The 26,997-nt window shown below is 58.0% G+C and carries 23 protein-coding genes; 11 read left to right on the forward strand and 12 right to left on the reverse strand.

The window, feature by feature from the left end:
- The first annotated feature begins 72 nt into the window (after nt 1-72).
- The 5 genes from FMN63_RS26740 to FMN63_RS26760 all read left to right on the forward strand — a co-directional run bounded on the left by FMN63_RS26740 (nt 73) and on the right by FMN63_RS26760 (nt 5,934).
- On the forward strand, nt 73-681 hold the full coding sequence (locus FMN63_RS26740; RefSeq protein ID WP_148587104.1) for a pyridoxamine 5'-phosphate oxidase family protein: 609 nt from the start codon (nt 73-75) through the stop codon (nt 679-681).
- Nucleotides 682-874: 193 nt separating this feature from the next.
- The gene (locus FMN63_RS26745) at nt 875-2,917 is read left to right on the forward strand and encodes a M3 family metallopeptidase (RefSeq protein WP_205514294.1); all 2,043 of its coding nucleotides are present in this window, start codon (nt 875-877) and stop codon (nt 2,915-2,917) included.
- 71 nt (nt 2,918-2,988) lie between these two features.
- Complete coding sequence (locus FMN63_RS26750) at nt 2,989-3,375, forward strand: DUF423 domain-containing protein (RefSeq protein ID WP_148587106.1); 387 nt, start codon at nt 2,989-2,991, stop codon at nt 3,373-3,375.
- 58 nt (nt 3,376-3,433) lie between these two features.
- On the forward strand, nt 3,434-4,864 hold the full coding sequence (locus tag FMN63_RS26755; protein WP_148587107.1) for a cytochrome P450: 1,431 nt from the start codon (nt 3,434-3,436) through the stop codon (nt 4,862-4,864).
- Complete coding sequence (locus tag FMN63_RS26760; RefSeq protein ID WP_148587108.1) at nt 4,861-5,934, forward strand: lysophospholipid acyltransferase family protein; 1,074 nt, start codon at nt 4,861-4,863, stop codon at nt 5,932-5,934. The genes FMN63_RS26755 and FMN63_RS26760 overlap by 4 nt, the downstream gene beginning before the upstream one ends.
- Before the next feature lies 1 nt (nt 5,935).
- On the opposite strand, the gene fghA is transcribed toward FMN63_RS26760, so the two are convergent.
- Nucleotides 5,936-6,763, reverse strand: coding sequence for an S-formylglutathione hydrolase (gene fghA / locus FMN63_RS26765; protein ID WP_148587109.1), 828 nt, complete (start codon nt 6,761-6,763; stop codon nt 5,936-5,938).
- A 162-nt stretch (nt 6,764-6,925) separates the two neighbouring features.
- A complete protein-coding gene (locus tag FMN63_RS26770) occupies nt 6,926-8,038 on the reverse strand; it encodes an S-(hydroxymethyl)glutathione dehydrogenase/class III alcohol dehydrogenase (protein ID WP_148587110.1) in 1,113 nt (370 codons plus the stop codon).
- A gap of 391 nt (nt 8,039-8,429) precedes the next feature.
- Between FMN63_RS26770 and FMN63_RS26775 the strand changes: the two genes are divergently transcribed.
- The 6 genes from FMN63_RS26775 to FMN63_RS26800 all read left to right on the forward strand — a co-directional run bounded on the left by FMN63_RS26775 (nt 8,430) and on the right by FMN63_RS26800 (nt 15,799).
- Nucleotides 8,430-9,683 carry a sarcosine oxidase subunit beta family protein gene (locus FMN63_RS26775; RefSeq protein WP_148587111.1) on the forward strand — a complete coding sequence of 418 codons (1,254 nt, stop codon included), beginning with the start codon at nt 8,430-8,432 and terminating at the stop codon, nt 9,681-9,683.
- A gap of 14 nt (nt 9,684-9,697) precedes the next feature.
- Complete coding sequence (locus tag FMN63_RS26780) at nt 9,698-10,003, forward strand: sarcosine oxidase subunit delta (RefSeq protein WP_148587112.1); 306 nt, start codon at nt 9,698-9,700, stop codon at nt 10,001-10,003.
- On the forward strand, nt 10,000-13,002 hold the full coding sequence (locus FMN63_RS26785; protein ID WP_148587113.1) for a sarcosine oxidase subunit alpha: 3,003 nt from the start codon (nt 10,000-10,002) through the stop codon (nt 13,000-13,002). The genes FMN63_RS26780 and FMN63_RS26785 overlap by 4 nt, the downstream gene beginning before the upstream one ends.
- Nucleotides 12,995-13,570 (forward strand): sarcosine oxidase subunit gamma, encoded by a 576-nt coding sequence (locus FMN63_RS26790; RefSeq protein WP_148587114.1) that lies wholly within the window; start codon nt 12,995-12,997, stop codon nt 13,568-13,570. Before FMN63_RS26785 ends, FMN63_RS26790 begins: the two co-directional genes overlap by 8 nt.
- Before the next feature lie 78 nt (nt 13,571-13,648).
- Entirely contained in the window at nt 13,649-15,010 is a 1,362-nt protein-coding gene (locus FMN63_RS26795; protein ID WP_148587115.1) for an HD-GYP domain-containing protein, read from the forward strand.
- Between the two features lie 72 nt (nt 15,011-15,082).
- A complete protein-coding gene (locus FMN63_RS26800; protein ID WP_148587116.1) occupies nt 15,083-15,799 on the forward strand; it encodes an endonuclease/exonuclease/phosphatase family protein in 717 nt (238 codons plus the stop codon).
- 10 nt (nt 15,800-15,809) lie between these two features.
- Here the strand turns inward: FMN63_RS26800 and FMN63_RS26805 are convergent, their stop codons facing one another.
- The 10 genes from FMN63_RS26805 to FMN63_RS26850 all read right to left on the reverse strand — a co-directional run bounded on the left by FMN63_RS26805 (nt 15,810) and on the right by FMN63_RS26850 (nt 26,993).
- Nucleotides 15,810-17,300, reverse strand: coding sequence for an inorganic phosphate transporter (locus tag FMN63_RS26805; RefSeq protein WP_148587117.1), 1,491 nt, complete (start codon nt 17,298-17,300; stop codon nt 15,810-15,812).
- Nucleotides 17,301-17,420: 120 nt separating this feature from the next.
- Complete coding sequence (locus FMN63_RS26810; RefSeq protein WP_148587118.1) at nt 17,421-17,906, reverse strand: NUDIX hydrolase; 486 nt, start codon at nt 17,904-17,906, stop codon at nt 17,421-17,423.
- Nucleotides 17,907-18,027: 121 nt separating this feature from the next.
- Nucleotides 18,028-19,536, reverse strand: a complete 1,509-nt coding sequence (locus tag FMN63_RS26815; RefSeq protein ID WP_286192772.1) for an inorganic phosphate transporter — start codon at nt 19,534-19,536, stop codon at nt 18,028-18,030.
- A gap of 31 nt (nt 19,537-19,567) precedes the next feature.
- A complete protein-coding gene (locus FMN63_RS26820) occupies nt 19,568-20,053 on the reverse strand; it encodes an NUDIX hydrolase (protein ID WP_209001328.1) in 486 nt (161 codons plus the stop codon).
- Between the two features lie 113 nt (nt 20,054-20,166).
- The gene (locus FMN63_RS26825; protein WP_148587119.1) at nt 20,167-21,057 is read right to left on the reverse strand and encodes a nitrilase-related carbon-nitrogen hydrolase; all 891 of its coding nucleotides are present in this window, start codon (nt 21,055-21,057) and stop codon (nt 20,167-20,169) included.
- Nucleotides 21,058-21,278: 221 nt separating this feature from the next.
- On the reverse strand, nt 21,279-21,470 hold the full coding sequence (locus FMN63_RS26830; RefSeq protein ID WP_148587120.1) for a hypothetical protein: 192 nt from the start codon (nt 21,468-21,470) through the stop codon (nt 21,279-21,281).
- 85 nt (nt 21,471-21,555) lie between these two features.
- Complete coding sequence (recJ, locus tag FMN63_RS26835) at nt 21,556-23,373, reverse strand: single-stranded-DNA-specific exonuclease RecJ (protein WP_148587121.1); 1,818 nt, start codon at nt 23,371-23,373, stop codon at nt 21,556-21,558.
- A 10-nt stretch (nt 23,374-23,383) separates the two neighbouring features.
- Nucleotides 23,384-24,379 (reverse strand): class II fructose-bisphosphatase, encoded by a 996-nt coding sequence (gene glpX / locus FMN63_RS26840; protein WP_209001329.1) that lies wholly within the window; start codon nt 24,377-24,379, stop codon nt 23,384-23,386.
- A 51-nt stretch (nt 24,380-24,430) separates the two neighbouring features.
- Complete coding sequence (locus tag FMN63_RS26845; protein ID WP_148587123.1) at nt 24,431-25,753, reverse strand: homoserine dehydrogenase; 1,323 nt, start codon at nt 25,751-25,753, stop codon at nt 24,431-24,433.
- A gap of 22 nt (nt 25,754-25,775) precedes the next feature.
- Nucleotides 25,776-26,993 (reverse strand): LL-diaminopimelate aminotransferase, encoded by a 1,218-nt coding sequence (locus FMN63_RS26850; protein ID WP_148587124.1) that lies wholly within the window; start codon nt 26,991-26,993, stop codon nt 25,776-25,778.
- Nucleotides 26,994-26,997: the final 4 nt, after the last annotated feature.

Raw genomic sequence — 26,997 nt, forward strand, 5'->3', positions numbered from 1 at the left:
GACGGAGACCAATCCGGACGGATAAGCTGCGGCCCTCGCCTTCTTTTGCGCAAACCGCCCGGATTCACTTACATGAGCATCCTCACCTCCCTTGAGGACCTTCACGCACATTACGGCACGGCCGGTGAAGCGTCCCTGGTCAAGGAAATCGACCACCTGAGCCCCGCTTACCGAACCATTATTGAAGCGTCGAGCTTCTGCACGCTCGCAACCAGCGGGCCAGAAGGGCTGGATTGTTCTCCGCGCGGAGACGACGGAATGGTTGTCAGGATAAGAGATGACCGGACCCTGCTGATGCCCGACAGGCGCGGAAACAACCGGATCGACTCACTGCGCAATATCGTTCGCGATCCGCGCGTCTCGCTCATGTTCATGGTGCCCGGCTGGAACAACGTTCTGAGAATCAACGGCAAGGCGGTCGTCTCTGTCGACGAAGACCTTATCGCCAGCTTCGAAAAGGAAGGCCATTTGCCGCGTTCCGTCATCGTCGTCACGGTCGGCTCTGTCTACTTTCAATGTGCCCGGGCGATCATGCGCGCCGGTCTTTGGGACCCCGAGAACAAAATTGCCAGAGGGGATCTTCCGACACCCGGTGCAATCATGCAGGAAATCAAATCTAGTTTCGATGGCGAAACCTATGATCAGGAGTGGCCTGAGCGTGCGAAAACCTCCATGTGGTAGAAACCTCCAGGCTTTTGCAGCCGCACCGCCCAGCCGGCAACAGACATAGCAAAGGTCTTCCCATCGTCAGGCCCTCCGCGCTGAACGCTGCCGGTGTAGCCTCGATCGAAAATTTGGCAGCCGAGTGCTTGGAACCGGCTGTAAACTACGCCATATGTCGCTCACACCCCTCAAGCTACCTTCCGAGGCTCAAATGACCGCGAATCCGCTTCTTGCCGACTGGACCACACCGTTCGACCTGCCGCCCTTTGAAGCCATCGCTCCAGAGCGCTTCGAGGAAGCGTTCGACGTTGCCATGGCAGAAGCCCAGGCAGACACCGACAGGATTGCCAACCAGGATGCGCCGCCGACATTCGAGAACACCATTGTCGCTCTCGAAACCTCGGGAAAGACGCTTACGAAGGTTGCAAGAACGTTCTTCAACCTGAGCGGCGCCCATACCAACGAGGCTTTGCAAAAGATCGAACGCGACGTCGCACCCAAACTTGCCAAGCACTCATCGGAAATGCTGCTGAACTCCAAGCTGTACAGCCGTATAGAGACGCTGTGGGAACAGAGGGACACGCTCGGCCTTAACGCCGAGGATGCACGCGTTCTGGAGCGGTACCAGAAAATGTTCCAGCGCGCCGGAGCTGGTCTCGACGAGGCGGGCAAGGCACGGATGGCGGAAATTTCGCAAAGGCTCGCCACCCTCGGCACCAGCTTTTCCCAAAACGTTCTCAAGGACGAGGCGGACTATCAGCTCGTTCTGGAAACCGAGGAAGACCTTGCCGGACTGCCGGACTTTCTGCTGACGTCGGCAGCCGAAGCTGCAAACGAACGCGGCTTGGATGGAAAACACGTCATCACGCTTTCCCGATCTTCGATTGAGCCCTTCCTGCAGTTTTCCACGAACCGGCGCCTGCGCGAAGAAGCCTTCAAAGCCTGGTCTGCCCGCGGCGAAAACGGAGGCCAGACGGACAACCAGGCCATTATCATCGAAACGCTCAAGCTACGGGACGAGAAAGCCCGGATGTTGGGTTTCAAGAATTTTGCGGAATTCAAGCTCGACGACACGATGGCCAAAACGCCTGACAATGTCAGAGGTTTGCTCGAAAAAGTTTGGGAACCGGCTGTCGCCCAGGCCAGGGAAGAAGAAGCCAAGCTGGCGGAAATGGCACGCAGTGCCGGCGAAAACCATTCGATAGAAGCCTGGGACTGGCGCTTTTATTCAGAAAAAGTCCGCAAGGCGGAGCACGATCTGGATGAAACGGAACTGAAGCCATATCTGCAGCTTGAAAACATCATCCAAGCCGCCTTTGACACCGCAACGCGTCTCTTCGGGCTTTCTTTCAAAGAACTGAAAGACGTGCCGGTCTACCATCCCGATGTTCGGGTGTTTGAAGTTTTCGGCAAGGACGGCAAACATGTGGGTCTCTTTCTTGGAGACTATTTCGCACGGTCATCGAAACGGTCCGGTGCCTGGATGAGTGCTTTCCGCTCACAGCACAGGCTGGAGGGCGACGTCACGCCGATTATCGTCAATGTGATGAACTTCTCCAAAGGCGCCAAGGGGCAGGCCACACTTCTGACCTTCGATGACGCCCGCACGCTGTTTCACGAGTTTGGTCACGGCCTTCACGGGCTTCTGTCGAACGTCACCTACCCGATCATCTCGGGCACCAGCGTTTCGCGCGATTTCGTCGAGTTGCCGTCGCAGCTTTACGAACACTGGCTGTCCCAGCCCGAAGTGCTTTCGAAATATGCAGTTCATTACAAAACTGGCGAGCCGATGCCTGAGGCGCTTCTCGACAAGCTGCTCGCTGCCGCCAATTTCAACCAGGGTTTTGCAACCGTCGAATACACCGCCTCCGCACTGATGGATCTCGAACTGCATCAGTTGGACGCACCATCTGAACTCGATATTGCGGCCTTTGAAAAGGAAGAGCTCGGCAAGATTGGCATGCCGCGTGCCATCACGATGCGTCATCGCATTCCGCACTTTCAGCATGTCTTTTCGGGCGATGGCTATTCGGCCGGGTATTACAGCTACATGTGGTCGGAAGTCATGGACGCCGACGCTTTCGAAGCCTTCGAGGAGAAGGACAATGTGTTCGATCCGGAAACGGCAGAAAAACTGCTGACTCACATCTACTCTGCCGGTGGCCGACAGGACCCGGAAGCTGCTTACCTGGCATTCCGGGGCAGATCTCCCCGAATTGATGCTCTTCTGGAAAAGCGCGGGTTCGCCGCCTGATCAACTCATCATCATTGCCCGCCGGGTCAACCCGGCGGGCAAATTTTTCCCAAGCACCGGACATCACCATCATGCAGCCACAGGCCACCGCAACTGCCCCAATGCTCAGAGTGGGCCTGATCCTGGCCGGCATCCTGGGTGCTGGCGGTGTCGTGAGCCTGGCGCTTTCCGCCCATGCCAACGCATCGAGCCTGATCGAAACCGCCGCACATATGCTTCTGTTTCACGCGCCGGTTATTCTGGGCATCGGCCTTCTCGCTCAAATCCGACGAGTGCCGCTGCTTCCTGCCGTTCTGGTATTGCTTGCTGCGGGCCTGACCTTGTTCTGCGGTGATCTGCTGATGCGCGCCTTTCTGGAAAGGCGCCTCTTTCCGATGTCCGCTCCGATCGGCGGCATGATGGTGATCCTTGGATGGCTGGTGCTTGCGCTCTGTGCTTTACGTGTTCGACCCAAGTGACTAAAAGCCATCTGGTAGGTTATTCCCGGTAAAACCAGACCGAATTCGGATTTTTTTAGTGACTGTTTCCGCGCAAAATTCAGGTGACACCCGCAAGGGCGGAGCAACAACCGCCAAAGCCAAAGACTTCGTGCCACCCTACCCGTTCCGCTATGAAAAGATGCCGCCGGTGTGGAGTCTGATCGGGATGGCCAAGCGCAATTTCCTTTCCATCTGGGGTGTTGACGATTTTCAAGGCCGCCTCAGAAGCAAAAAGATCTTCACGCGGGAACTGGTGATCTGCAACCGGCCGGACGTGGTGCGAGAGGCGTTTCAGACCAATCATGAAGTGCTGCAACGCAAAAGCCCACAAATGCGCCATGCGCTGCAGCCTTTGCTCGGCGACGGACTGTTCATCAGTGATACGGAGACCTGGGCCAGACGCCGCAAGGTGGTAGCGCCGATCATCCACGGCTCGCGGGTCAGAGGCTTCGCTCCGATCATGATCGAAACCATTGAGGAAAAACGCGCCGACTGGGCTACCCAGGGCGAAGGTGTTGAAGTTGACGCACTGGCCGACATGGCCCACCTGACCGCAGAAATCATTTGCCGAACCATTTTCGGACGGCAACTCGGAAAGGACTATGCTGCGGAAGTCGTTCAGGGTTTTTCAGATTACCAGCGCCATATCGACCAGATCGATATTCTGTCCCTGCTCGGTCTGCCCGAGTGGCTGCCGCGCTTTCGTGGCCGCGCGATCAAAAAGCCTGTCGAGCGTATCATGACGGTGCTCGACAAGATTATCGCCAGCTACGAAGCGCAAAAGGAAAATGGTGAGGCATCCGTCATTGGAGGCCTGCTGGACGCGAGAGATGAAAACGGTGAGCCGCTCAGCCGCGACGCGATCATCAGCGAAGCGGCGGTCATCTTCATGGCCGGACATGAGACAACCGCCAACACACTCGCCTGGGCCTGGTTCCTGCTGTCCCAATGCGACAAGAGCCGCGCCAAACTACAGGCCGAACTCGATACGGTCCTTGCCGGCCGGTCACCGACATTCCAGGACGTTCCGAACCTGCCTTACACCAAGGCTGTGATTGAAGAAACCTTGCGGCTTTACCCGCCGGTGCCGATCCTTGCACGCGAAGCAATGGCGGACACCAGCATTGGCGGCAAATCCGTTCCCAAGGGGTCCCTGGTCATGGTGGTGCCATGGCTGATGCACCGCAATCCGGTGCTGTGGTCAAAACCGGATGTCTTTTATCCGGGACGGTTCCTTGATCCGAAGTCGAAGAAGCCCAACAAATATGGCTATGTACCCTTCAGCATCGGACCGCGCATTTGTGCCGGACTTCAGTTCGGCATGACGGAAGCCATTCTCAGTCTGGCTATTCTCGCTCAGGATTTTGAGCTGAAGCTGAAAGAGGGAACGGACGTTCAACCGGTCGCCCGGCTGACACTACGCCCGGGCGAAAACCTGCCGATGACACTGCACCCGCGCCATAGATGACGAAACAGACACGGCTGGAAGATATTCCCTTCGCCGAAACCCTTGCGGATGAGCCGGCTGCCCCTCGCCTTCGTGATGTCTTATCTCAGGATGATGCAAAGCGGGAGGCCGCTCGCCTTCACTGGCTCCGTCATGTGAAAGACGGTGTGCTCAACAGCGTTTTTCATCATGTGCTGAAAGTGTGTCCCCCGACCTTCGTCTCGGGCTTCGGCAATCTGCTCGTACCGATGATGCGCTGGTCCTATCGCGACAAACTGTTTCCACAGCGTATCAGCTGGAACTTTGAAACCCTGACCCAGGGCCGCTGGAGCGATGAAGCAGACCAGGCAGCGGCACTGGACAGGTGGTGGTGCAACATCGGGCGGACAATATCAGAGTTCTGTATTGTCAATAGGTTATGGAAAACCTCTCAGATTGAAGTAGAAGGACTAGAGCATCTGAAAAACGCGCAGTCCAATGGCGCGCCGGTGATCTTCACTTCCATGCATCTTGCCACCTGGGAAGCGCTTTTCGTTGCAATCCACGAGGGTCTTGCCGGACCGAGTATTGGACCGTTTCAACCGGAACCAAACCGCTTCAAGAACCGCATCGTTCATGCCATCCGCAAGGAACGGAACCAGTATCTCTTCCCGCCAGGCCAGCGAAGCGCCTATCGGCTGCACCGGTTGATGACCAGTGGCAGGTATTCCATGACCATATTCGTGGATGAAGTTCGCGACAAACAGGTTCATCTACCGTGTTTCGGCCGTCCGCTGCCGACCAAGGGAAATGCGGTTGTTGCCGTAAAACTCGCCAACTCTTGCGGCGGTACCATCATCCCGACCTATCTGACCCGGCTTGGACCGGCCCGTTTCAAGATGGTCCTTCTGCCGCCCCTGGAAAGGCAAGAAGGCCGCGACAGCTACGATGTTCGGGAAACTGTTCAGTCCATGAACGATGTGTTCGAGCCAGTCGTCCTCGAACACATCGAAGAATGGTACATGTTGAGCGAACTGAGGTTACCCGCAGAATACGCCCAAAGTGCCTATATCAAAGCTTTGAGCAAGAAGAACCAGGCCAGCAGGCGCTAGATTATCCCTTCAATCGCTCGGCGTGCCAGGCAACATGGTCGCGCGCGAATGTCGCGATGAAATAGTAGGAATGGTCATAGCCTGCCTGCAGCCGGTAGGTATGAGGCGTCTTCGTTTCGGTCAAAGCGTCGATGAGCGCAGCGGGTTTGAGCAGATCGTAGAACTGATCGCCTGCACCCTGATCGATCAGGACGTCGCCGGACCAGCCCGTTTCCCCGACCAGAAGCGTTGCGTCATGCGCTTTCCAAAGCGCTTCGTCGTCTCCGAGATAAGCACCAAGCTGTTTGCGGCCCCAGTCGGAAGCTGTCGGGTTTGCAATTGGCGCAAAGGCGGACAGCGACTGGTAGTGCCCAGGATATTTCATCGCCAGTGTCAGCGCGCCGTGTCCGCCCATGGAATGCCCCGTGATTCCGTGATGGACCGAGACCGGGAAGTTTTCGGTCACCAGGTCGCGCAGTTCACTGGCGATGTAGGTTTCCATCTGGAAGTGTGGTGCCCAAGGTGCTTCGGTGGCATTGACATAAAATCCGGCGCCCTGACCCAGATCGTAAGCCTCGTCGTTGGCAATACCCTCGCCGCGCGGGCTCGTATCCGGGAACACGACAGCAATACCAAACTCCGCAGCATGGGCTTGCAGCCCGGCCTTGGTCATGGCGTTTTCATGGGTGCAGGTCAGACCTGACAGATACCAAAGGCACGGCACTGGCCCGTCCTGGGCCTGTGGGGGAATGTAGACCGCAAAGGTCATTTCACAGCCGCAGGCTTCCGACATGTGGCTGTAGACACCCTGCGTGCCACCAAAGGACTTGTTTTCGGAAAGGGTTTTCATCGTCAGTCAATTCCAATCTCTGAATAGCCGCGAACCCGAATGGTGTCTCTCCGGCTTTGTGGCGCCAGACCAGAGAGATGTCTGTGCTCACAGCAAACGCGTCCCTGCTACCGCAGGGACGACGCTTCGGTAAAGTGTCGGCGCTCTACGCTTGGCGTCCGATCAGTAGACCACCACAGAACGGATAGACTCACCGGAGTGCATCAGGTCGAAACCCTTGTTGATGTCTTCGAGCGGCATCGTGTGGGTGATCATCGGATCGATCTCGATCTTGCCGTCCATGTACCAGTCGACGATCTTCGGAACATCCGTACGACCGCGAGCGCCGCCGAATGCGGTGCCTTTCCAAACGCGTCCTGTCACAAGCTGGAACGGACGGGTCGAGATTTCGGCGCCTGCCGGAGCAACACCGATGATGATGCTTTCGCCCCAGCCCTTGTGGGCAGATTCCAGCGCGGTGCGCATGACGTTCACGTTGCCGGTTGCATCGAAGGTGTAGTCGGCGCCGCCCTTGGTGAGGTTCACCAGATGGGCGACCAGATCTCCGTCGACCTCGCTTGGATTGACGAAATCGGTCATGCCGAAGCGCTCGGCCATCTCTTTCTTTTCCGGGTTCAGGTCAACGCCTACAATCTGGTCGGCACCGGCGAGACGCAGGCCCTGAAGCACATTGAGACCAATTCCACCGAGACCGAAGACGATCGCACGAGAACCGATTTCGACCTTTGCAGTGTTGATCACTGCGCCGATGCCTGTGGTGACGCCGCAGCCGATGTAGCAAACCTTGTCGAAAGGCGCGTCCGGACGGATCTTTGCAAGAGCGATTTCGGGAACGACCGTGTAGTTGGAGAACGTCGATGTGCCCATGTAGTGCAGAATCGGATCGCCATCGAGGGTCGAGAATCGGGATGAGCCGTCCGGCATCAGCCCCTGCCCCTGTGTCGTACGGATCGACTGGCAGAGGTTCGTTTTCGGGTTGAGGCAGTATTCGCAGGTCCGGCATTCCGGCGTATAAAGCGGAATGACATGATCACCCGGTTTCAAGGTGGTCACGCCCGGGCCGACCTCGACAACGACGCCTGCCCCTTCGTGCCCGAGAATGGCTGGAAACAAGCCTTCCGGATCCGCTCCCGACAACGTGAACTCGTCAGTGTGACAGATGCCGGTGGCCTTGATTTCCACCAGCACTTCAAAAGCGCGCGGACCTTCCAGCCTTACAGTGGTAACTTCAAGCGGTTTTCCGGCCCCAACGGCCACAGCGGCGCGAACTTCCATGAAGGATCTCCTGATGTGTGTTTCTCCGGCAGAGTTAACCTCCATATCAGCAAATGCAAGAACCGATGCGGCTTACCTTGTCGAGAATACGCATCTCAACGAAATTTGCTCTGTCCAACACCTTGCGTGAAGCGCTGAATTTCCTTGTTTCCCGGCGGATATCGCTCGCCTGGAGCAATTCGCCGCAAGCCCTGCGACACCCATGTCGCATTCAGACAAGCATGCGACTGAAACCTTATACGCAACCTCGACCCTAATCGCGAATATGCTCGCAATGGATGAAGCTCTATCGGCAACGGTAAAGTCATCTTCCTATTGCGTATTGACCCTGACGGCCTGCCGAACGGATTCACCCGATTTGCTTGCCGGCAACGTGCGGAGCCGCTGCTTCATGAAGCGATATTCCTTTCTGGAACTGGCGAAAAACGCCTTTTCCGCGCACCAGAACTGGGGCCGTCAATGGCGCGCTCCGGAACCCAAGGCCGAGTATGACGTCGTCATCGTCGGTGCTGGCGGGCACGGCCTGGCAACGGCCTATTATCTTGCCAAGGAACACGGCATCCGCAATGTCGCCGTGATCGAAAAAGGCTGGCTCGGCGGTGGCAATACGGGTCGCAATACGACAATCGTGCGCTCCAACTACCTCTGGGAGGAAAGCGCCGCGCTTTACAATCACGCCATTGGTCTGTGGCAAAACCTGTCGCAGGAACTGAACTACAACGTCATGTATTCCGCACGTGGTGTGCTGATGCTGGCGCACACGGTCCACGACGTTCAGAGCGCGCAGCGACACATCCACGCCAACCGTCTGGCTGGCGTTCAGAACGAATGGCTGTCGCCCGAAGAGGCGAAGGAATACTGCCCGCCGCTGAACATTTCCAAAAACATCCGCTATCCGGTCATGGGTGCGGCCCTGCAACGTGTTGGGGGAACCGCACGCCATGACGCCGTTGCCTGGGGCTATGCACGCGGTGCGGATTCCCTTGGTGTCGACATCATCCAGAACTGCGCCGTTACCGGCATCCGCCGTGGCCAGAACGGGGCTGTCGAAGGTGTCGAAACGGTCAAGGGGTTCATAAAGGCCAAGAAGGTCGGGGTCGTCGCGGCCGGTCACACGTCCGTCGTCATGGACATGGCCGGCGTCCGTCTGCCACTGGAATCCTTCCCGCTGCAGGCTCTGGTATCCGAACCGGTGAAACCCGCCTTCCCTTGCGTGGTCATGTCGAACACGATCCATGCCTACATTTCGCAGTCCGACAAGGGCGAGCTTGTCATTGGTGCCGGTACGGACCAGTTCGTCTCCTATTCCCAGGCAGGCGGCATCCACATTACCAACCATACCATCGACGCGATCTGCGAACTGTTCCCGCACTTCCGGCGGATGCGCATGCTGCGCAACTGGGGTGGCATCGTCGATACGACCCCTGACCGTTCGCCCATCCTGTCCAAAACGCCTGTTCAGGGTCTCTACGTCAACTGTGGCTGGGGCACTGGCGGTTTCAAGGCGACACCCGGGTCCGGCAATGTCTTTGCGCATACGATTGCCAAGGATGAGCCACACCCGATCAACGCACCTTTCAGCATCGACCGGTTCCGCACCGGCCGCCTCATCGACGAAGCCGCTGCCGCGGCCGTAGCCCACTAGGGGAGATCACAAGAATGCTGCTGATTTATTGCCCCTATTGCCAGGTTGAGCGCGCGGAAACGGAATTTGCCTGCCGCGGTGAAGCCCATATCGCGCGTCCGGCCGATCCGAGCCAGACCACCGACGAAGAGTGGGTGGAGTTTTTGTACATGCGCGACAATACCAAGGGCATCGCCGCTGAACGCTGGCGACATATCCACGGGTGCGGGCGTTTTTTCAACGCGGTCCGCGATACCGTGAGCGACAATTTCCTGAAATTCTACAAGGCCGGCGAACCGAAGCCGGATCTTGAAGCGCTTGCCAAGGAGGCCGGCAAATGAGCCAGCCATTCCGTACTGAAAAAGGCGGCCGGATCGACCGCGCCGAGCAGCTGACCTTCACCTTTGATGGCGAGGAGATGCAGGGTCACAAGGGCGACACCCTTGCCTCAGCGCTTCTTGCCAACGGAGTTCATCTGGTTGGCCGGTCGTTCAAGTATCACCGTCCGCGCGGGATTCTGACCGCTGGTTCGGAAGAGCCGAACGCTCTGGTCGGGGTCTACCGCAACGGCGACCAGACGCCCAACCTGCGCGCGACCCAGGTCGAACTCTATCGAGGCCTCGAAGCCGTTTCGCAGAACCGGTTTCCGTCGCTTGGGTTTGATATCGGCGCCGTGAACGACCTGCTGTCGCCGCTGTTTCCGGCCGGCTTCTACTACAAGACCTTCATGTGGCCGCACGCTTTCTGGGACAGGGTCTATGAGCCGATTATTCGTTCGGCTGCCGGGCTCGGCAAACCGCCCAAGAATCCGGATCACGACTTCTACGGCAACATCTATGCCCACTGCGACGTCCTCGTCGTTGGATCGGGTCCCACCGGCCTTGCCGCTGCACTGGCTGCCGCGGAAACCGGTGCCAAGGTCATGCTGGTTGACGAGCAGGCTGAATTCGGCGGCTCACTGCTGTCTGAAGCCGGTGCGAGCATCGACGGAAAGGACCCTGCGGAATTCGTGGCGGAAACCATCGCCAAACTTGCAGCGATGGACAATGTCACACTGCTTCCGCGAACAACGGCTTTCGGCTACTTTGCGCATAACTACATTTCGCTTGCTGAGCGCGTTACCGAACACCTGCCGACCCCGGATCCCAAGCTGCCGCGCGAACGGCTATGGCAGGTTAGAGCCAAGGAAGTGGTGATCGCAGCCGGTGCCATCGAACGTCCGATGGTGTTTCCGGAAAACGACCGGCCCGGCATTCTGCTTGCGGACGCTGGACGGACCTATCTCAACCGCTACGGCGTCAAGGTCGGACACAAGGTTCTTGTGGCAACGGCTTGCGACAGCGCATGGCAGGCAGCATTCGACCTTGCCGATCATGGTGTAGACGTTGCCGCAATCGTCGATATGCGTGAAACACCGCCGGAAAGCCTGATGTCCATCGCTGAAGCCCGTGGCATTCGCGTAGAGGCCGGATGCGTTGTCACCGGCACGCTCGGTCGCAAACGGGTCAAGGGAGCCTTGCTCGGCCGCATGATGACCTCCGGCCAGGTTGCCTCCGGCGGCCAGATCGACTGCGATGCACTCCTGATGTCCGGCGGCTGGACACCGACTGTCAGCCTTTATTCCCAGTCTCGCGGCAAGGTCGTTTGGGATGCGGACAAGGGCGCCTATGTTCCAGGTCGCTCCGTTCAGAAAGAACGTTCCGCGGGTGGCGCCAAAGGTCTTTATGGCCTGCAGGCTACTCTTGAAGACGGCTATGCGGCTGGTGAAGAAGCCGCAAAGACCGCAACCGGCAAGTCCGCCAAAGTCACCTATGTTTCCGCAAGCGGTGGAGAAGCCGGGTCCGGTGGAATCCTTGGTGCCCTGCCTCACGACCGCAACGCGTCACGGGTCAAGGCCTTCGTCGATTATCAGAACGACGTGACCGCCAAGGACGTCAAGCTGGCCGTGCGTGAAGGCATGCAGTCCATCGAGCATATCAAGCGCTACACCACAACCGGCATGGCCACAGACCAGGGCCGCCTATCGAACATGAACGCTCTGGAAATCGCTTCAGGCGCCTTGCAGAAGCCGATGACGGATGTTGGTCTCACAACGTTCCGTCAGCCCTATACGCCGACGACCTTCGGTCTTTTTGCCGGTATCTCCCGTGGTGACTTTTTCGACCCGGTTCGCAAGACGCCGTCTCATGACTGGGTGGTCGAGAACGGCGGTGTCTTTGAAGACGTCAGCCAATGGAAACGCGCCTGGTATTTCCCGAAGTCCGGTGAAGACATGCATGCGGCCGTTGCGCGCGAATGCAAAACGGCTCGGGAAAGCGTCGGCCTATTCGATGCCTCCACCCTCGGCAAGATCGAGATTGTCGGTCCGGATGCGGCTGAATTCCTGGAAAGGATGTACACCAACCCGTGGAAGAAATTGGCACCAGGGCGCTGCCGCTATGGCCTGCTGCTCAATGATGCCGGTTTCATCACCGACGACGGTGTTATCGGCCGTCTCGCGGAAGACCGGTTCCACGTGACCACCACGACCGGCGGTGCGCCGAGCGTGTTCGCGACCATGGAAGACTACCTGCAAACCGAATGGCCGGATCTCGATGTCTGGATCACCTCGACCACGGAACAGTTTGCGGTCGCTGCGGTTCAGGGGCCGAAAGCGCGCGAAGTCATCGCGCCGTTTATCGAAGGTCTCGATCTCTCGGCGGATGCGTTCCCGCACATGAGCGTCAAGGAAGCCACCTTCTGCGGCGTTCCCTGTCGGCTGTTCCGGATTTCGTTCACCGGTGAACTCGGTTTCGAAATCAACGTGCCTCGACGTCACGGCAAGATGATGTGGGAAACGCTCGCCAAGGAAATCGAAAAACACAACGGCACCGTTTATGGCACGGAAACCATGCACGTGTTGCGCGCAGAGAAGGGCTACATCATCGTCGGTCAGGACACGGACGGTACTGTAACCCCGCAGGATGCGGGCATGACCTGGGCCATCGGCAAGAAAAAGTTCGACTTCGTCGGCAAGCGTGGTCTTGCCCGTCCGGACCTTGTTGCTGACGGTCGCAAGCAGCTTGTCGGCCTTCTGACGAAGGATCCGAAAGTGAAGCTGGAAGAAGGCGCGCAGATCACGACTGCCGAACAGCCCGCGACAGGGACGCCTGCAGAAGGTCACGTAACATCTTCCTACTACAGCCCGGCGCTTGACCGAACGATTGCTCTTGCGATCGTCAAAAACGGCCACGCATTGGAAGGCAAGACGCTCTATGTGCCGATGCCGACCGGCAGCATTCCGGTCGAGGTGACCGGCACGGTTTTCTATGACAAGGAAGGAGCACGGATCAATGTCTGAACTTCTGGCAAGCGACCTGATCACGCCGGATGCAGGTGAAACGCCGCTCCTCAGCCTGCCGTCGATCTCGATACTGAAAGCCGCCCCGTTGACGCGCCTTTCGCTGCGTTGCCGTGAAGCCGCTCAAAAGGACGCCGGTGCTGCATTTGGTGCCGAGCTACCGCTGTCGCCCCTGTCGAACTCGACAGCGGCAAAGCGGGCCGCACTTTGGATGGGTCCGGACGAGTGGACGTTGCTGGCTCCGGAAGACGACCTCCGGACTGTTTTTGACGGGATCGAGGAAAAGCTCTCTGCACAGCCACATGCCCTGGTCGATATTTCCGACAGGTCAGAAGCCGTCATCGTCAGCGGCGATAAAGCCGTCTGGTTGCTCAACACCGGGATCTTCATCGATTTCTCGCTGGAGCTCTTTCCCGTCGGCACGGTGACGCGGACACTGTTTCACAAGGCACCGGTCATGATCTGGCGCACCGGCCCGGACACCTTCGTGGTCGAAGCCTGGGTCTCCTTTATGGAGTATGTGGCCGGTCTGCTGGTGCAATCCGCGGGAGAGCTTGAAGCAGCCTGACAGGACTTGGTGCAAACACCCGATCTTAACAAAGCTCTGCGAGCCTCGCGCAACTGATTGCTGCGCGAGGCTCGCTTTATGTCCGAACAGGTTTCCAGAAAACTCAGGCTGGCCGAGCTGCTAGGTGCGCTCAGTCACGCACTGGACCTGACAGAAGGGCAGCCCCGAGGCCACTGCGTGCGCTGTTGCTGGATCGGCATTCATGTCGGTCGGCAAATCGGCCTCGACAATACCCAACTCAGCGACCTCTATTACACCCTGCTTCTGAAAGATCTCGGCTGCTCAAGCAATGCCGCCAGGATCTGCGAGCTGTATCTCACCGACGATCTGACTTTCAAACACGACTTCAAGACGATCAGCGACAGTCTGCCTGCAGCTTTGCGTTTCGTTCTTTCCCATACCGGATTGAAACACGGGTTTGCAGAACGGGTACGTGCCATCGTCAACATACTTCAAAATGGCGGTGACATTGCCAACGAGATGATCGAAACGCGCTGTACGCGCGGGGGCGACATTGCCCGGCAGATGCATTTTTCCGAAACGGTCGTTTCCGGAATTTACAGCCTAGATGAGCATTGGGACGGCAAGGGCCGGCCCCACGGCATTGCGGGCTCAGACATTTCGCCATTTTCCCAGATTGCCTTGCTGGCGCAGGTGATTGATGTCTTTCAGATCAATGCCGGCAAACAGGCCGCCCTGCAGGAAATTAGGGAAAGGGCCGGCAGCTGGTTTGACCCGGCTCTCGTCGCAGCAGCAGAACGTGTTGCGAGTGATCCCGTGTTCTGGAACACACTGAAATCAGATAACCTCGACCAGATCGTCTATGGTCTCGAGCCGGCGCAAAACACCCGTTTTGTAGATGAAGAACAGCTCGACGACATTGCCCATGGCTTCGCGCTGGTAATCGATTCCAAAAGTCCCTACACCGCAGGTCACAGTGAGCGGGTCACGCTCTACACGGACATGATCGCCGAGGAGTTGGGATATGGAACACGCGACCGCCAACTGTTGAAGCGAGCCGCACTGCTGCACGACATCGGAAAACTTGGTGTCAGCAATTCGGTTCTCGACAAACCCGGCAAGCTAGATGATCTGGAGTGGGAACAAATCCGGATGCATCCCGTTTATTCCGATGAGATCCTGTCGAGGATCGACACCTTCAAGGACCTTTCGCCTATTGCGCGGGGTCATCATGAAAAATTGGATGGCCGCGGGTATCCGGACGGGCTGACAGCGAGCAGGATTTCCATGGAAACGCGGATCGTTACCACTGCAGATATCTTTGATGCCTTGACTGCATCGCGGCCGTATCGTGGTCCCATGCCAATGGCAAAGGCTCTTGGCATCATGGAAGGAGACACGGGCACAGCGCTGGATCCAAAATGCTTTGCGGCGCTGAAACGGGCAACGGAACGCATGGAGCACTCCAACGCTGCCTAAATTGAACGCACGGAAGCCCAAAACAATCTGTTACTCTCCTTTCCTTTCCCGCAAGGTTCTCATTCTGCGCTCATGCTGAAAATCGGTTCTTACAACATTCAAAAATCAATAGGTGTCGATGCGCGCAGGCGGCCCGACCGGACACTCAAGGTGATTCAGGAACTGGACTGCGACATCCTGGCCCTGCAGGAAGCCGATAAACGGTTCGGACCGCGCGAAAGCACGCTCGACCGAGAGACTATTCTGCATGAGACCGACTATCGTCCCGTGCCCTTCGCGACCGGGGACAAAAGCCTCGGCTGGCATGGGAACGCCATTCTTGTGCGAAATTCCATCGACATTCTGGAACACCGCCGGCTGGATCTGCCGACGCTGGAACCACGTGGAGCCGTTGCTGTAGACCTGATGGTTGCCGGAGAAAAAATCCGTGTGGCGGCCATGCACCTCAGCCTGCTCAGCCACTTCCGCAAGAAGCAGATAACGTCTCTGATGCACCAGTTGCATGAGCATCTCGCCTATCTGCCCACAGTACTCATCGGCGATCTGAACGAGTGGCGCGATTCGGCAGGCAGCATCAAACTGTTCGAAGAACGCTATGAAGTGACAACCCCGGGACGAAGCTTTCCAAGCCCCCTTCCCGTCGGCAGCCTGGACCGGATCATCACCAGCCCGGAATTCATCGTCAGGCAGGCAGGCGTTCATAAATCCAAGACAGCGCGCGTTGCATCGGATCACCTGCCGGTCTGGGCCAACCTGACCCTTGAACCGGCCGGACATCTTCCCGGATAAAACACTGAAATCAGGCGATCAGCTTGACCATGACGAAGTAGAGCCCCGCTGACAGCACGGCAGCTGCCGGAACGGTGATCACCCAGGCGGCGACGATGGTCATGAAATGCGCGCGGCGCACAAGGTGGCGGCGGGCCTGCTCCTCGCGATTGCGGACAGGCCGCACCACTTTGCCGTCGCCCTGCATCTTGTTCACATAGTCCAGCCGCCGCTGCGAGCGCTCCGTATACCATTCCCGGAAAAACCCGACGCCAAAGACCGCACCCACAGCGATATGGGTGGAACTGACGGGCAACCCGAGACCCGAGGCAACGATCACCGTGATGGCGGCGGACAGCGAGACGCAGTAGGCCCGCATGGGATTGAGCTTGGTGATCTGTTGGCCGACCATCTCGATCAAACGAGGCCCGAAGAGCAGCAGGCCGAAAGATATACCGCAAGCGCCGACGGCCATCACCCACAGCGGAATGCTCACCTTCGAGGCCACATCACCGAGTGCCGCCGTATGCACGATGGCGGCCAACGGCCCGACGGCATTCGCAACGTCGTTGGCCCCATGGGCAAAAGACAGCAATGCCGCCGAGCACACAAGCGGCACGGAAAACAGGATGCGGAGCGACTGGTTGCGGTTTTCCAACCCTTCCGACTGACGCCGGATAAGCGGGCGAACAATCGCCCACACGGCAAGCCCGACGACAACCCCGAGCATCAGTGACATCGGCATGTCGATTTTCACGATTTTCTTCAGGCCCTTGAGCGCCAGATAACTGGCAAAGGTTCCGGACATCACCCCGATCAGGACCGGAACCCATTTGCGGGCCGCGGCGATCTTGTCGTCCTGATAGATGATGAAGGTCTTGATGAAGGCCAGGAACGCGGCGGCGATCAGACCGCCAAGGAACGGCGAAATGACCCAGCTTGCTGCGATGCCGCCCATTGTTGCCCAATTGACCGCGCTGAAACCTGCCGCTGCAATGCCGGCGCCCATAACGCCGCCAACAATCGAATGCGTGGTCGATACGGGGGCGCCGATCCAGGTGGCCAGATTGATCCAGAGCGCGGAGGACACCAGCGCCGCCATCATCGCTGCCATGAAGACGTTGGCATCGGCAACCGAAGCGGGATCGATGATGCCCTTCGAGATTGTGCTGACGACATCCCCGCCGGCGATAAGGGCACCGGCACTTTCAAAGACGGCTGCGATGATCAACGCTGTCAGCAGCGTCATGGCCCGTGAACCAACGGCGGGGCCAACATTGTTGGCAACATCGTTCGCGCCGATGTTGAGCGCCATGTAGGCGCCAATGGCGGCAGCGGCCACGATGATAACCGTTCCCGGCGCTCCCGACATGGAAGCCCCGGCGCCTAGGGCACACAAGACGATAAAGACCAGAGAAATACCGGGCGCAATCAACCCACGGCCAAGAGACCCAGCGGCCTCTTCCATGTAGCTCAGTTTGTCGAGATCTTTGTCGAGGGTTGGCTTTTTCAAATTTGGCATGGGCGTTCCTGTCGGGAAGTCCTTTGAAGGCAAGTGTTGCAAGCCAAGCGTCTTCTGGCGCTTGCCTTAAACAATCGTCCGAAAAGGTCAACCAAAACGGCCCTTATTCGCCAATATTTCTTAGTTGGGTAAATTTTCCAGCTTTCGAAGCACTTTCGCCAGCCCCGGATCGCTGGCAAGTCGGACAGCTTCCTGTATCGGAAGCCAACGGACGTCCCGCGCCTCCTTATCCGGAAAACTGCTCGTCGTGCTCTCGACATCCACCAGAAAAACAAGCACTTCCGTTTTCAAACGCAAACCACCCTCGCCGCCCTTGTGGGACTGGAAGCTGGCAAAAGGTTTCTTCTGCGCGGTTCCGATTACGCCTGCTTCCTCGAAAGCTTCCACAGCTGCGGTGTGGTGCGCATTATGAGAGAGGATTGGCCAACCCTTGGGAAGAATCCAGCGATTCGTCGACTTGGTCGTCACAAGCAGCACTTCTCGCTGCCCGTCGCGCAAACGATGACACAGCGCCGCGATCTGCAATCTTGACGGTCTCCTGAACATCAGAAGAAGGTTCTGGAACCAGTAAGTCCGCTCATCGATTGCTGAATAAAGCTGCGCCATAGTGCCCTTTCCCGATAGTTGACAGCATCAACAGGATACGGCGCAAAGAGGCACCTGTCCAGAAAATGCGCACTGTGTGCCGTTATTTATCCTGGCAACTTGTTTGGCCGGGGTCGGCATCTCAAGACAAGACCAGCTTGAGCACCGTAAAAAGAACCGCAGCCAGGAGGGCCGATGCCGGAACAGTAACCACCCAGGCAGCGACTATGGTAATCAGGCTTGACCGGCGGACAAGAAGACGTCTGCGGCGCTCTTCCCTGTTTTTCATCATCTTGCGCGGTTTCATGACGCCGCCCTCGGCAACATACTTGTTGCGATACCATTCCCGGTAAAAGCCGACACCGAACAAGGCACCAATCGCAATATGGGTGGACGACACCGGCAGCCCTACGCCAGACGCTGTCAGCACCGTGGCGGCAGTTGCCAATGTGATGCAGAAGGCCCGTACCGGGCTAAGTTTGGTGATCTTCTTGCCAACAACGGTCACAAGACGCCTGCCGAACAGCAGCAGGCCAGCGGAAATGCCGCATGCCCCGACTGCACTCACCCAGATCGGCACCTCGGGGTTCAGAGCTCCAAGATACCAGAACACGAGGTCCGGAAAATCATTGGATTGGCTCAGCACAATGGCCGCCAGCGGTCCGATGGCATTTGCAACATCATTGGCGCCGTGCGCAAAGGACAGCAAACCGGCTGCGATCATGAGCGGAACCGCGAACAGGTTGCGAAAGGCGCGTCCACTGTTCTCGAGCGTCAGCGTTTGGGCAACGATCACTCGGCAATAGATTCGCCAGACAATGAAGCCGACGGAAAGCGACAGGACGACGGCAAGCCATTCGGGAACAGACACCAGCCGAGCGGAGATCTTCAGCAGAACATAACCGGTAAATGTTGCGCCCATCAGACCCAGAAGTATCGGCAACCAGTATCGGGCCGCTTGCAAACGGTCGGGCGTATAGATGACCCTTGAGTTGATAAAGGCCATGATCCCGGCCCCGACGAGACCACCCAGCACCGGCGAGAGAACCCAGGAAACCGCAATTGTCGAAATGGTCGTCCAGTTGATGGCCGCAAAACCGCTTGCCGCAATACCAGCACCGACAACACCACCGACAATCGAATGCGTTGTTGAAACAGGCGCGCCGACCACGGTTGCAAAGTTGATCCACAAAGCAGAGGCCGCCATTGCGGTCAGCATTGCCAGCGTGAATTCCGAACTGTTGCGGACATCGCCAGGGCTCAGGATGTCGCCGGAAACAGTCAACACAACATCCGTCCCGGCCAGAAGGGCTCCCGCACTTTCGCAAACAGCAGCAATCAGCAGGGCACCGGTGAGGCTGACAACGCGCGCGCCGACGGCCGGACCGACATTGTTGGCAACATCGTTTGCGCCGATGTTCAGCGCCATGTAGCCACCGATGGCGCTGGCGGCAACAAGGATGACAATGTGGGAAAAACCGCTGGCTGACACCTGAAACGCAGCCACGCAGGAACAGATCACCAGAAAGACCAACGCAAGCCCTGGTCCGACGAGGCGCCGGCCCATGGCCTCTCCCGCCTCACTGACAAAGCTGATCTTGTCGAGATCCTTGTCCAGTGCCTTCTTGTTCAAATCCTTGCTGGTGAGCACTCAAACACGCCTTGCTATCCCCAGGAAACGTCTAGCAGATTTGCGGTTTGTGCCGCCGTAAAAACCGCTTCAGCGCCGGCTCTTCCACCGTTTCGATTGCCTTTGAGAAGGGCAGCCATACTGTTTTGCGTTGTCCGCGTTCGGGATATTCCTTCAACTGCTTTTCAAAACGGATCTTGAAGACAACCACTTTGGTGCGGATCTTCAATCCGTCTGCGAGACCCTTGTAAGACCGGAAGCTGCCGATGGCACGCGGTTCGGCTTTGCCGACAATGCCCGCTTCCTCATATGCCTCGATCAACGCCGTTTCAAATGCAGGTTTATCCTTTTCCGGCCAGCCCTTGGGCAAGATCAACCGGCCCGTGTCCCGTGTCGAAACAAGCAGGATTTCTGGTTCTGTCTCGCCTGGACGCACGCACACAGCCGCGATCTGCAGACGGAGCGGTTTGACAAACAAACCGGTAATCCCGTGCAGCCATGATGTATCCCGCGCTGTAAGTGCCTTAGCGAATCCCATCTCCACACCTGTTGTTCAGGAACTGCAGGTGTATAGGGATTTCCTTTAGGAAGGTCTACAGAAAAGTGCACTCGGTGCGCGCACATTTTTATTACAAATATTACAATTTGCCTTCAGGCGACCGTGACGGAAACATGATCAGCGGTCCATGCCCCCGGCCAAACCTCAGCCTTTCCGGACTTCAGCGTTCGCAACTCATCGAGTGGAACAGAAGTAACCAGAAACGGTTCTTCACCATTGCTTCCAGAAGTCGCGGCTACCTCTGCGGCAACACCTGAAAAACCGAATTCCTCCTCGCAAGGAAGATAGAGTGCGGCACCCGAAACATTTGTTTCGTTCTGGGTCGTCCCCTTCGACGTGCCGACAACACCACATACGGCAACCGCGCACATGAGTTCGACCGCACGTGCCTTGGCGCACCCAAACACACGGTGGTAACCGGAGAGTTTTTCCGTCATCGACGGCACAAGAAGAAGATCCAGATCCTGTTTGGCCAGCAGGCTGCTAAGCGCCGGCATTTCCACATCCAGACAGATCAGAATCGCCATTTTCAGGCCGTCGAGTTCGAACGTTTTCAACTCCGCACCGGGCACCAGGTGCCAGATTTCCGGATCTTGCTCAAATGGCGTGAGACACAACTTGTCCTGGCGGATCTCCCGTCCATCGGCGGTCAGCAGAACAGCTGTGTTGGTGAAGCCTGCTGAGGTGTGAACAGGCATCGATCCGGCGATCAGCGACACGCCATATCTGGCTGGCAAGGGCGCAAGCAGCTTGAGAAGATCAGTTCCAACCTCTGCCAGATACGCCATCTCCCGATCAGGCGGCAGTCCTTCCGGTTTGAACGCCAGACAGCACTCCACCAGGTATTCCGGAAGCATCACAAGCTTGGCACCGTCTGCGGCCGCGCGTTTCAGTCCCTCTTCTATCTGCGAAGCGAATGCAGACACAGAAGACGGAGCGCGCCCGAGGTTAAAGGACCAAAGTGCAATGGGATAATCAGTCATGGTGTCCGGTGTCTCGTTCAAATCAGACGCCAGACTTAAGAACAGCCCACGGAGCGTTGCAAGCCCCGTTTGTCCCACAAACCTCCGAATATGGAAGCTTTGCGGATTTTCCGCTGCTTTAGAACATGTCACGTTTTATCGGAATCGCATTTCGCTGTCTGAAATCAAAGATTTCAACGCAAGAAGCGATGCATGATGCTCCCGGTGAAGCGCGACGCGTTCTAGTCGATAAACAATCCGAGGAAGGCCATCAGGACAATCAGAAATCCGGTGCCGACAACAGCTGCCTTCGGCTCCTGCGGCAGAGCTGTCAGCTTTGCTGAACGTCTCACTTCCCGAATCCCCTTCAGGGCCCGGTCGGTGCGCCTGTCGATTTCCGCGAAATATGGCGAAAGCTCATTCTGAGCGCGCATGCCTGATCCTCACGATTTCTTCGTAGGATCAAAGTGTAGGCGTGCTGACTTAGCGTTTGGTTAATTCGAACCAACAGTTACTTTGTCAAAGCTTGGTTTTCCGCGGATCCGCGACATCCAGAATACGCAATTGCACCTTGGGTGTACCTTGCCAGGTGTCGATCGAGAGCGTGCCAGCCACATGCAACGATTGCCCCCTGCCCTGAAGGAGCATCTGACCATGCGGTTTGTCATCCGCCTTGAAGCAGATCGCTTTCAACGCCGTGCCGTCACCTGACGTGATCGATGCCCTGACATGCCCCTTGCCAACCACATCGGCAAAGGAAATCCGGTGGGCGGGAAAGGCGAACACGGGCTCGGCATGGCCGGCACCATAAGGACCCGCCTTTTCCAGAAGTTCAAGAAGGTCGAGATTCGCACCCGTTGCCGTCAGTGCGGCATCGATCTTCAGTTCCCGGTTCGCGCTTGCCGCTTCGACGTCGTCCTTCAGAACATCGTTGAAGAACGCCTCCAGATCTTCTCTCTTTTCTCGCAGAACGGTCAGCCCCGCCGCCATGGCGTGGCCACCGCCCTTTTCCAGCAGACCTTGATCGACCGCGCTGCGAACAGCCTTGCCGAGGTCCACACCGGGGATCGAGCGCCCCGAACCGGTGCCTTTGCCGGTCTCGTCGAAGGCTATTGCGAAGGAAGGCCTGCGATGGGCTTCCTTGAGACGGGAGGCAATCAGGCCAACGATACCCGGGTGCCAATCGTCGGAACCGGTCAGGAGCACCGCCGGATCACGCGCCTGGATTGCCATTTCGGCTTCGGCGCCGGCCTGCTCCAGCATCACCGCTTCCATGGCCTGGCGTTCCGTGTTGAGCTGGTCCAGCCGCTCGGCAATTGCTCTGGCTTCGTGCAGATCTTCCGTCGTCAAAAGTCTAGCTCCAAGGGCAGCATCACCGATGCGGCCGCCCGCATTGATCCGCGGACCTATCAGGAAACCGAGGTGATAGGGAGCGGGCTTTCCGCTGACGCGGGCTGTGTCGGCAAGTGCTGTCAGACCGTAGTTCCGGCGCTGGTGCATCACCGCAAGGCCGCGTGTGACATAGGCGCGGTTCAGCCCCTGCAAGGGAACAACGTCGCATACGGTGCCAAGCGCCACCAGATCGAGCAGAGCCATCAGGTCGGGCTCCTGCGCGCCCTGAAACACCCCACGCCGCCGCAATTCTCGATTCAGTCCGACAAGAAACAGGAACGTAACGCCAACAGCCGCCAGATGCCCCTGCCCGGACAGATCGTCCTGCCGGTTTGGATTGACGAGTGCTGCGACAGCCGGCAGCGTTTCGCCGACCTGGTGGTGGTCGATCACGACAACATCGAGATCGAGTTGCCGGGCGGTTTCAAAAGCTTCGAAAGAAGTGCTGCCGCAGTCGAGGGTCACCAGCAGATCTGCACCGCCCTGTCGAAGGTGCTCAATGGCCGGTCCATTGGGTCCGTAACCTTCGATGATCCTGTCCGGGATATGGATCACCGGATCCAGGCCGAGCCACTGAAGATACTTGGCAAAAATCGCCGAAGAGGTTGCTCCGTCGACGTCATAGTCGCCGAAAATCGCGATCTTGCGACCGGCCTGAACCGCATCCGCAACCCTCGCCACGGCGGCATCCATGTCAACCAGGCCGGAGGGATCGGGCATCAGCTGCTTGAGCGACGGCTCCAGGAAAGCGGTCGCCTCGTCCGCCTGAACACCGCGCGCCGCCATGACACGTGCCAGAACGTCCGGAAGGCCGTGCACCTGCGAAATAGCCATGGCGGTTCGCAGGTCGGCCGCGCTCAGACGCTCACGCCAGGCGTTGTCATTTGCGGAACGGGCGACCCCAAGTACGAGCCGCCTGTCATCTTCTCCGGATTGTCCCAGCATTCAGCCGCGCTTAATCCAAATGAAATTTCTCAAGATCCGTATGCTGGGCCTTGATGTAGCGCACCGTGCCCGTGGAGGACCGCATGACAACGGTGTGCGTGGTGATGTGATGACGGCCGAAGCGCACGCCCTGCAGGAAATTGCCGTCGGTCACGCCCGTTGCTGCAAAAAGCACATCGGGGCCGGCCATTTCTTCAAGCGTGTATTTCTTCTTGATGTCCTCGATGCCCATGCGATGCGCCCGCTCGACTTGCTCATCACGTGTGATGACGAGGCGAGACTGCATCTGACCACCAATACAACGCAGGGCGGCAGCGGCAAGCACACCTTCCGGAGCACCGCCGATACCGGCGTAGATATCGATGCCGGTTTCATCCGGATCAGTGGTGTGAATGACGCCGGCAACGTCGCCATCGCCGATCAGGCGGATCGAGGCCCCTGTTGCGCGGATTTCTTCGATCAGGCGGGCGTGGCGCGGACGGTCGAGAACGCAGGCGGTCACTTCGTTGACCTTGACACCCTTTTCCTTGGCGACAGCAGCAATGTTTTCGGCAATCGGCGCATCCAGATCAATCAAACCGGCTTTATAGCCCGGGCCGATGGCGATCTTGTCCATGTAGCTGTCGGGAGCGTTCAGAAGATCGCCTGCCGGAGCCAGTGCGATCACCGCCAGAGAATTCGGCAGGTTCTTCGCGCAGATGGTGGTGCCTTCCAGAGGATCGAGTGCAATATCGACCTTCGGCCCCTGCTTGGTGCCCACATTTTCGCCGATGTAGAGCATCGGAGCTTCGTCGCGCTCGCCCTCACCGATAACCACAGTGCCGTCGATAGGAAGCCGGTTCAGCTCGCGCCGCATTGCGTCCACGGCCGCCTGGTCGGCTGCCATTTCGTCGCCGTGACCGCGCAACCGAGCCGCCGATACAGCAGCTCTTTCGCTCACACGGGCCAACTCGAGCGTCAGAATACGGTCCAGGCCACTCGACGGTTGTTTATCAGTATTGGACATCAACATCTCCAGTCTATCCCCCCACAAGAAACAACGGCGGGCACTCTCTCATCAATTCAGTTTTTCAATGCGGATCATCTGGGGTTGTTCGGAAACGACCCCCTTGGACATGATCACGTCCAACGCCTCTTTGATCGCCACTTCCGTCGTTTCATATGTAATCAGGATGACAGGTTGAGGCATGTCCGCATCAAATTTCACACGAACGTCCTTATTTGCGTGACGTTTCTGGACAATCGATTCCAGCGAAATGCCGGCTTCGCCCATGCATCTGGCGATTTCGGCAAAAGCGCCGGGCCTGTCGTAAACGGACAGGCGGATGTAATAGCCGCCTTCGTGCAGACGCATTCGGGCGCGCTGATAACTGTCCAGCTCGGCAGCAGGCATGCCAAGAACCGGCGTTTCATCCCCGCGGGCAATATCGGTCAGATCGGCAACGACAGATGACGCGGTGGCATTGCCACCGGCACCGGGACCGACAAGAATGATCTCGCCGACGAAGTCACCGTCCACCGCCACAGCGTTCAGGACGCCGTCGATCCGTGCAATTGCCGATGACTTCGGCACCATGGTTGGATGGACCCGCTGCTCGATGCCCGTATCGGTGCGCTGCGCAACGCCCAGGAGCTTGATACGGAAGCCGAGTTCGTCGGCGGCCTGAATATCGGCAGTCGTGATGGAAGTGATGCCTTCGACGTAAATGTCGTCGCTCGATATTTCCGTTCCGAAGGCCAGGCTGGTGAGAATGGCAAGCTTGTGCGCGGTATCGTTGCCCTCGATATCGAAGGTTGGATCCGCTTCGGCATAACCGAGCCGCTGCGCATCCGACAGACAGTCCTGAAAGCTGATGCCTTCGGCTTCCATGCGGGTCAGGATGTAATTGCAGGTGCCGTTCAGAATACCGTAGATGCGGCTGATGTCGTTGCTGGCCATGGATTCGCGCAGCGTCTTGACGATCGGAATGCCCCCGGCAACCGCAGCCTCGTAGTTCAGGCAAGCGTTGTTGGCTTCCGCCAGCGCCGCCAGCTCCACACCATGGCGCGCAAGCAGAGCCTTGTTGGCCGTGACAACGTGAATGCCACGCGACAGCGCAGCGCGCACGCTTTCCTCAGCCGGACCGTTGTCGCCGCCGATCAGTTCGACAAAAATGTCGACATCCGCCGACCGCGCCATTTCCACGGGATCGGTGAACCATTCAAATGCTGAAACATCAATGCCGCGGTCACGGGTTCGGTCACGGGCACTGACCGCTGTCACGGTGACCGCGCGCCCGGTTTTCGTTGCTATCCGTCCGCCGTGTTTTGAAAGGAGCTGCACCACGGCCGCCCCCACGGTGCCAAGGCCAGCGATGCCTACCTTCAATGCGTCTGCCATACAAAAATGAGTCCAGTTCTTATCAACTTTTGGTCCCAAGCGGGATGACGTTGTGCAGCTTTTGGTCGGCTGTTTCAAGGAAGCGACGGATATTTCTGGCTGCCTGCCGCAGTCTTTGTTCGTTTTCCACCAGTCCGATGCGGACGTAATCGTCGCCATGCTCACCGAAACCAATTCCCGGTGCGACGGCCACTTCGGCCTGCTCCAACAGGAGTTTCGAGTATTCCAGACTGCCAAGTGACCGGAATTTTTCAGGAATTGGCGCCCAGCAGAACATGCTGGCTTCCGGCACCGGAATGTCCCAGCCGGCCCTGCCGAACGTGTCGACGACAACATCGCGGCGCTTCTTGTAGATTTCGCGCGTTTCCCGAATGCAGTCGTCGGGTCCGTTCAAGGCAGCGGTCGCAGCCACCTGAATGGGCGTGAAGGCTCCGTAGTCGAGATAGGATTTCACCCGGGACAGCGCGGCAATCAAACGCTCGTTGCCAACAGCAAATCCCATTCGCCAGCCTGGCATGGAAAATGTCTTGGAAAGCGACGTAAATTCCACCGTCACATCCATCGCACCGGGCACTTCCAGAACCGAGGGCGGAGGTGTCTCGCCGAAATAGATCTCGGAATACGCCAGGTCGGACAGAATGAAGATGTCGTGCTTGCGGGCAAATGCGACCACATCCTTGTAGAACTCGAGATCCGCGCAATAGGACGTCGGGTTCGCCGGGTAACAAAGGATGATGGCAATCGGCTTCGGTACGGAATGGATCACCGCACGTTCCAGCGCGTCGAAGAACGCCTGTCCGGGTTCTGCTGGAATGTTACGGATCGAGGCACCGGCCATCAGGAAGCCGAATGTATGAATCGGATAGCTGGGATTCGGGCTCAGGATAACATCGCCGGGCGCAGAGATCGCCTGTGCCATGTTGGCGAAGCCCTCCTTGGAGCCGAGCGTCGCTATGATCTGCGTCTCCGGATCGAGTTTGACGCCGAAGCGACGACCGTAATAAGACGCCTGCGCCTTGCGCAGACCTCCGATCCCCTTGGACGCGGAGTAGCGGTGCGTGCGCGGGTCCTGCACGACTTCCGTCAGTTTATCGACGATGTGCTTGGGTGTCGGCAGGTCCGGATTGCCCATGCCGAGATCGATAATGTCCGCTCCCGCCGCGCGCGCCTTCGCCTTCAAACGGTTCACCTGTTCGAAGACATACGGCGGCAGCCGCTTGATCTTATGGAATTCCTCCATGGCG

It is taken from the genome of Stappia sp. BW2, assembly GCF_008107695.1.
Taxonomy (GTDB): domain Bacteria; phylum Pseudomonadota; class Alphaproteobacteria; order Rhizobiales; family Stappiaceae; genus Roseibium.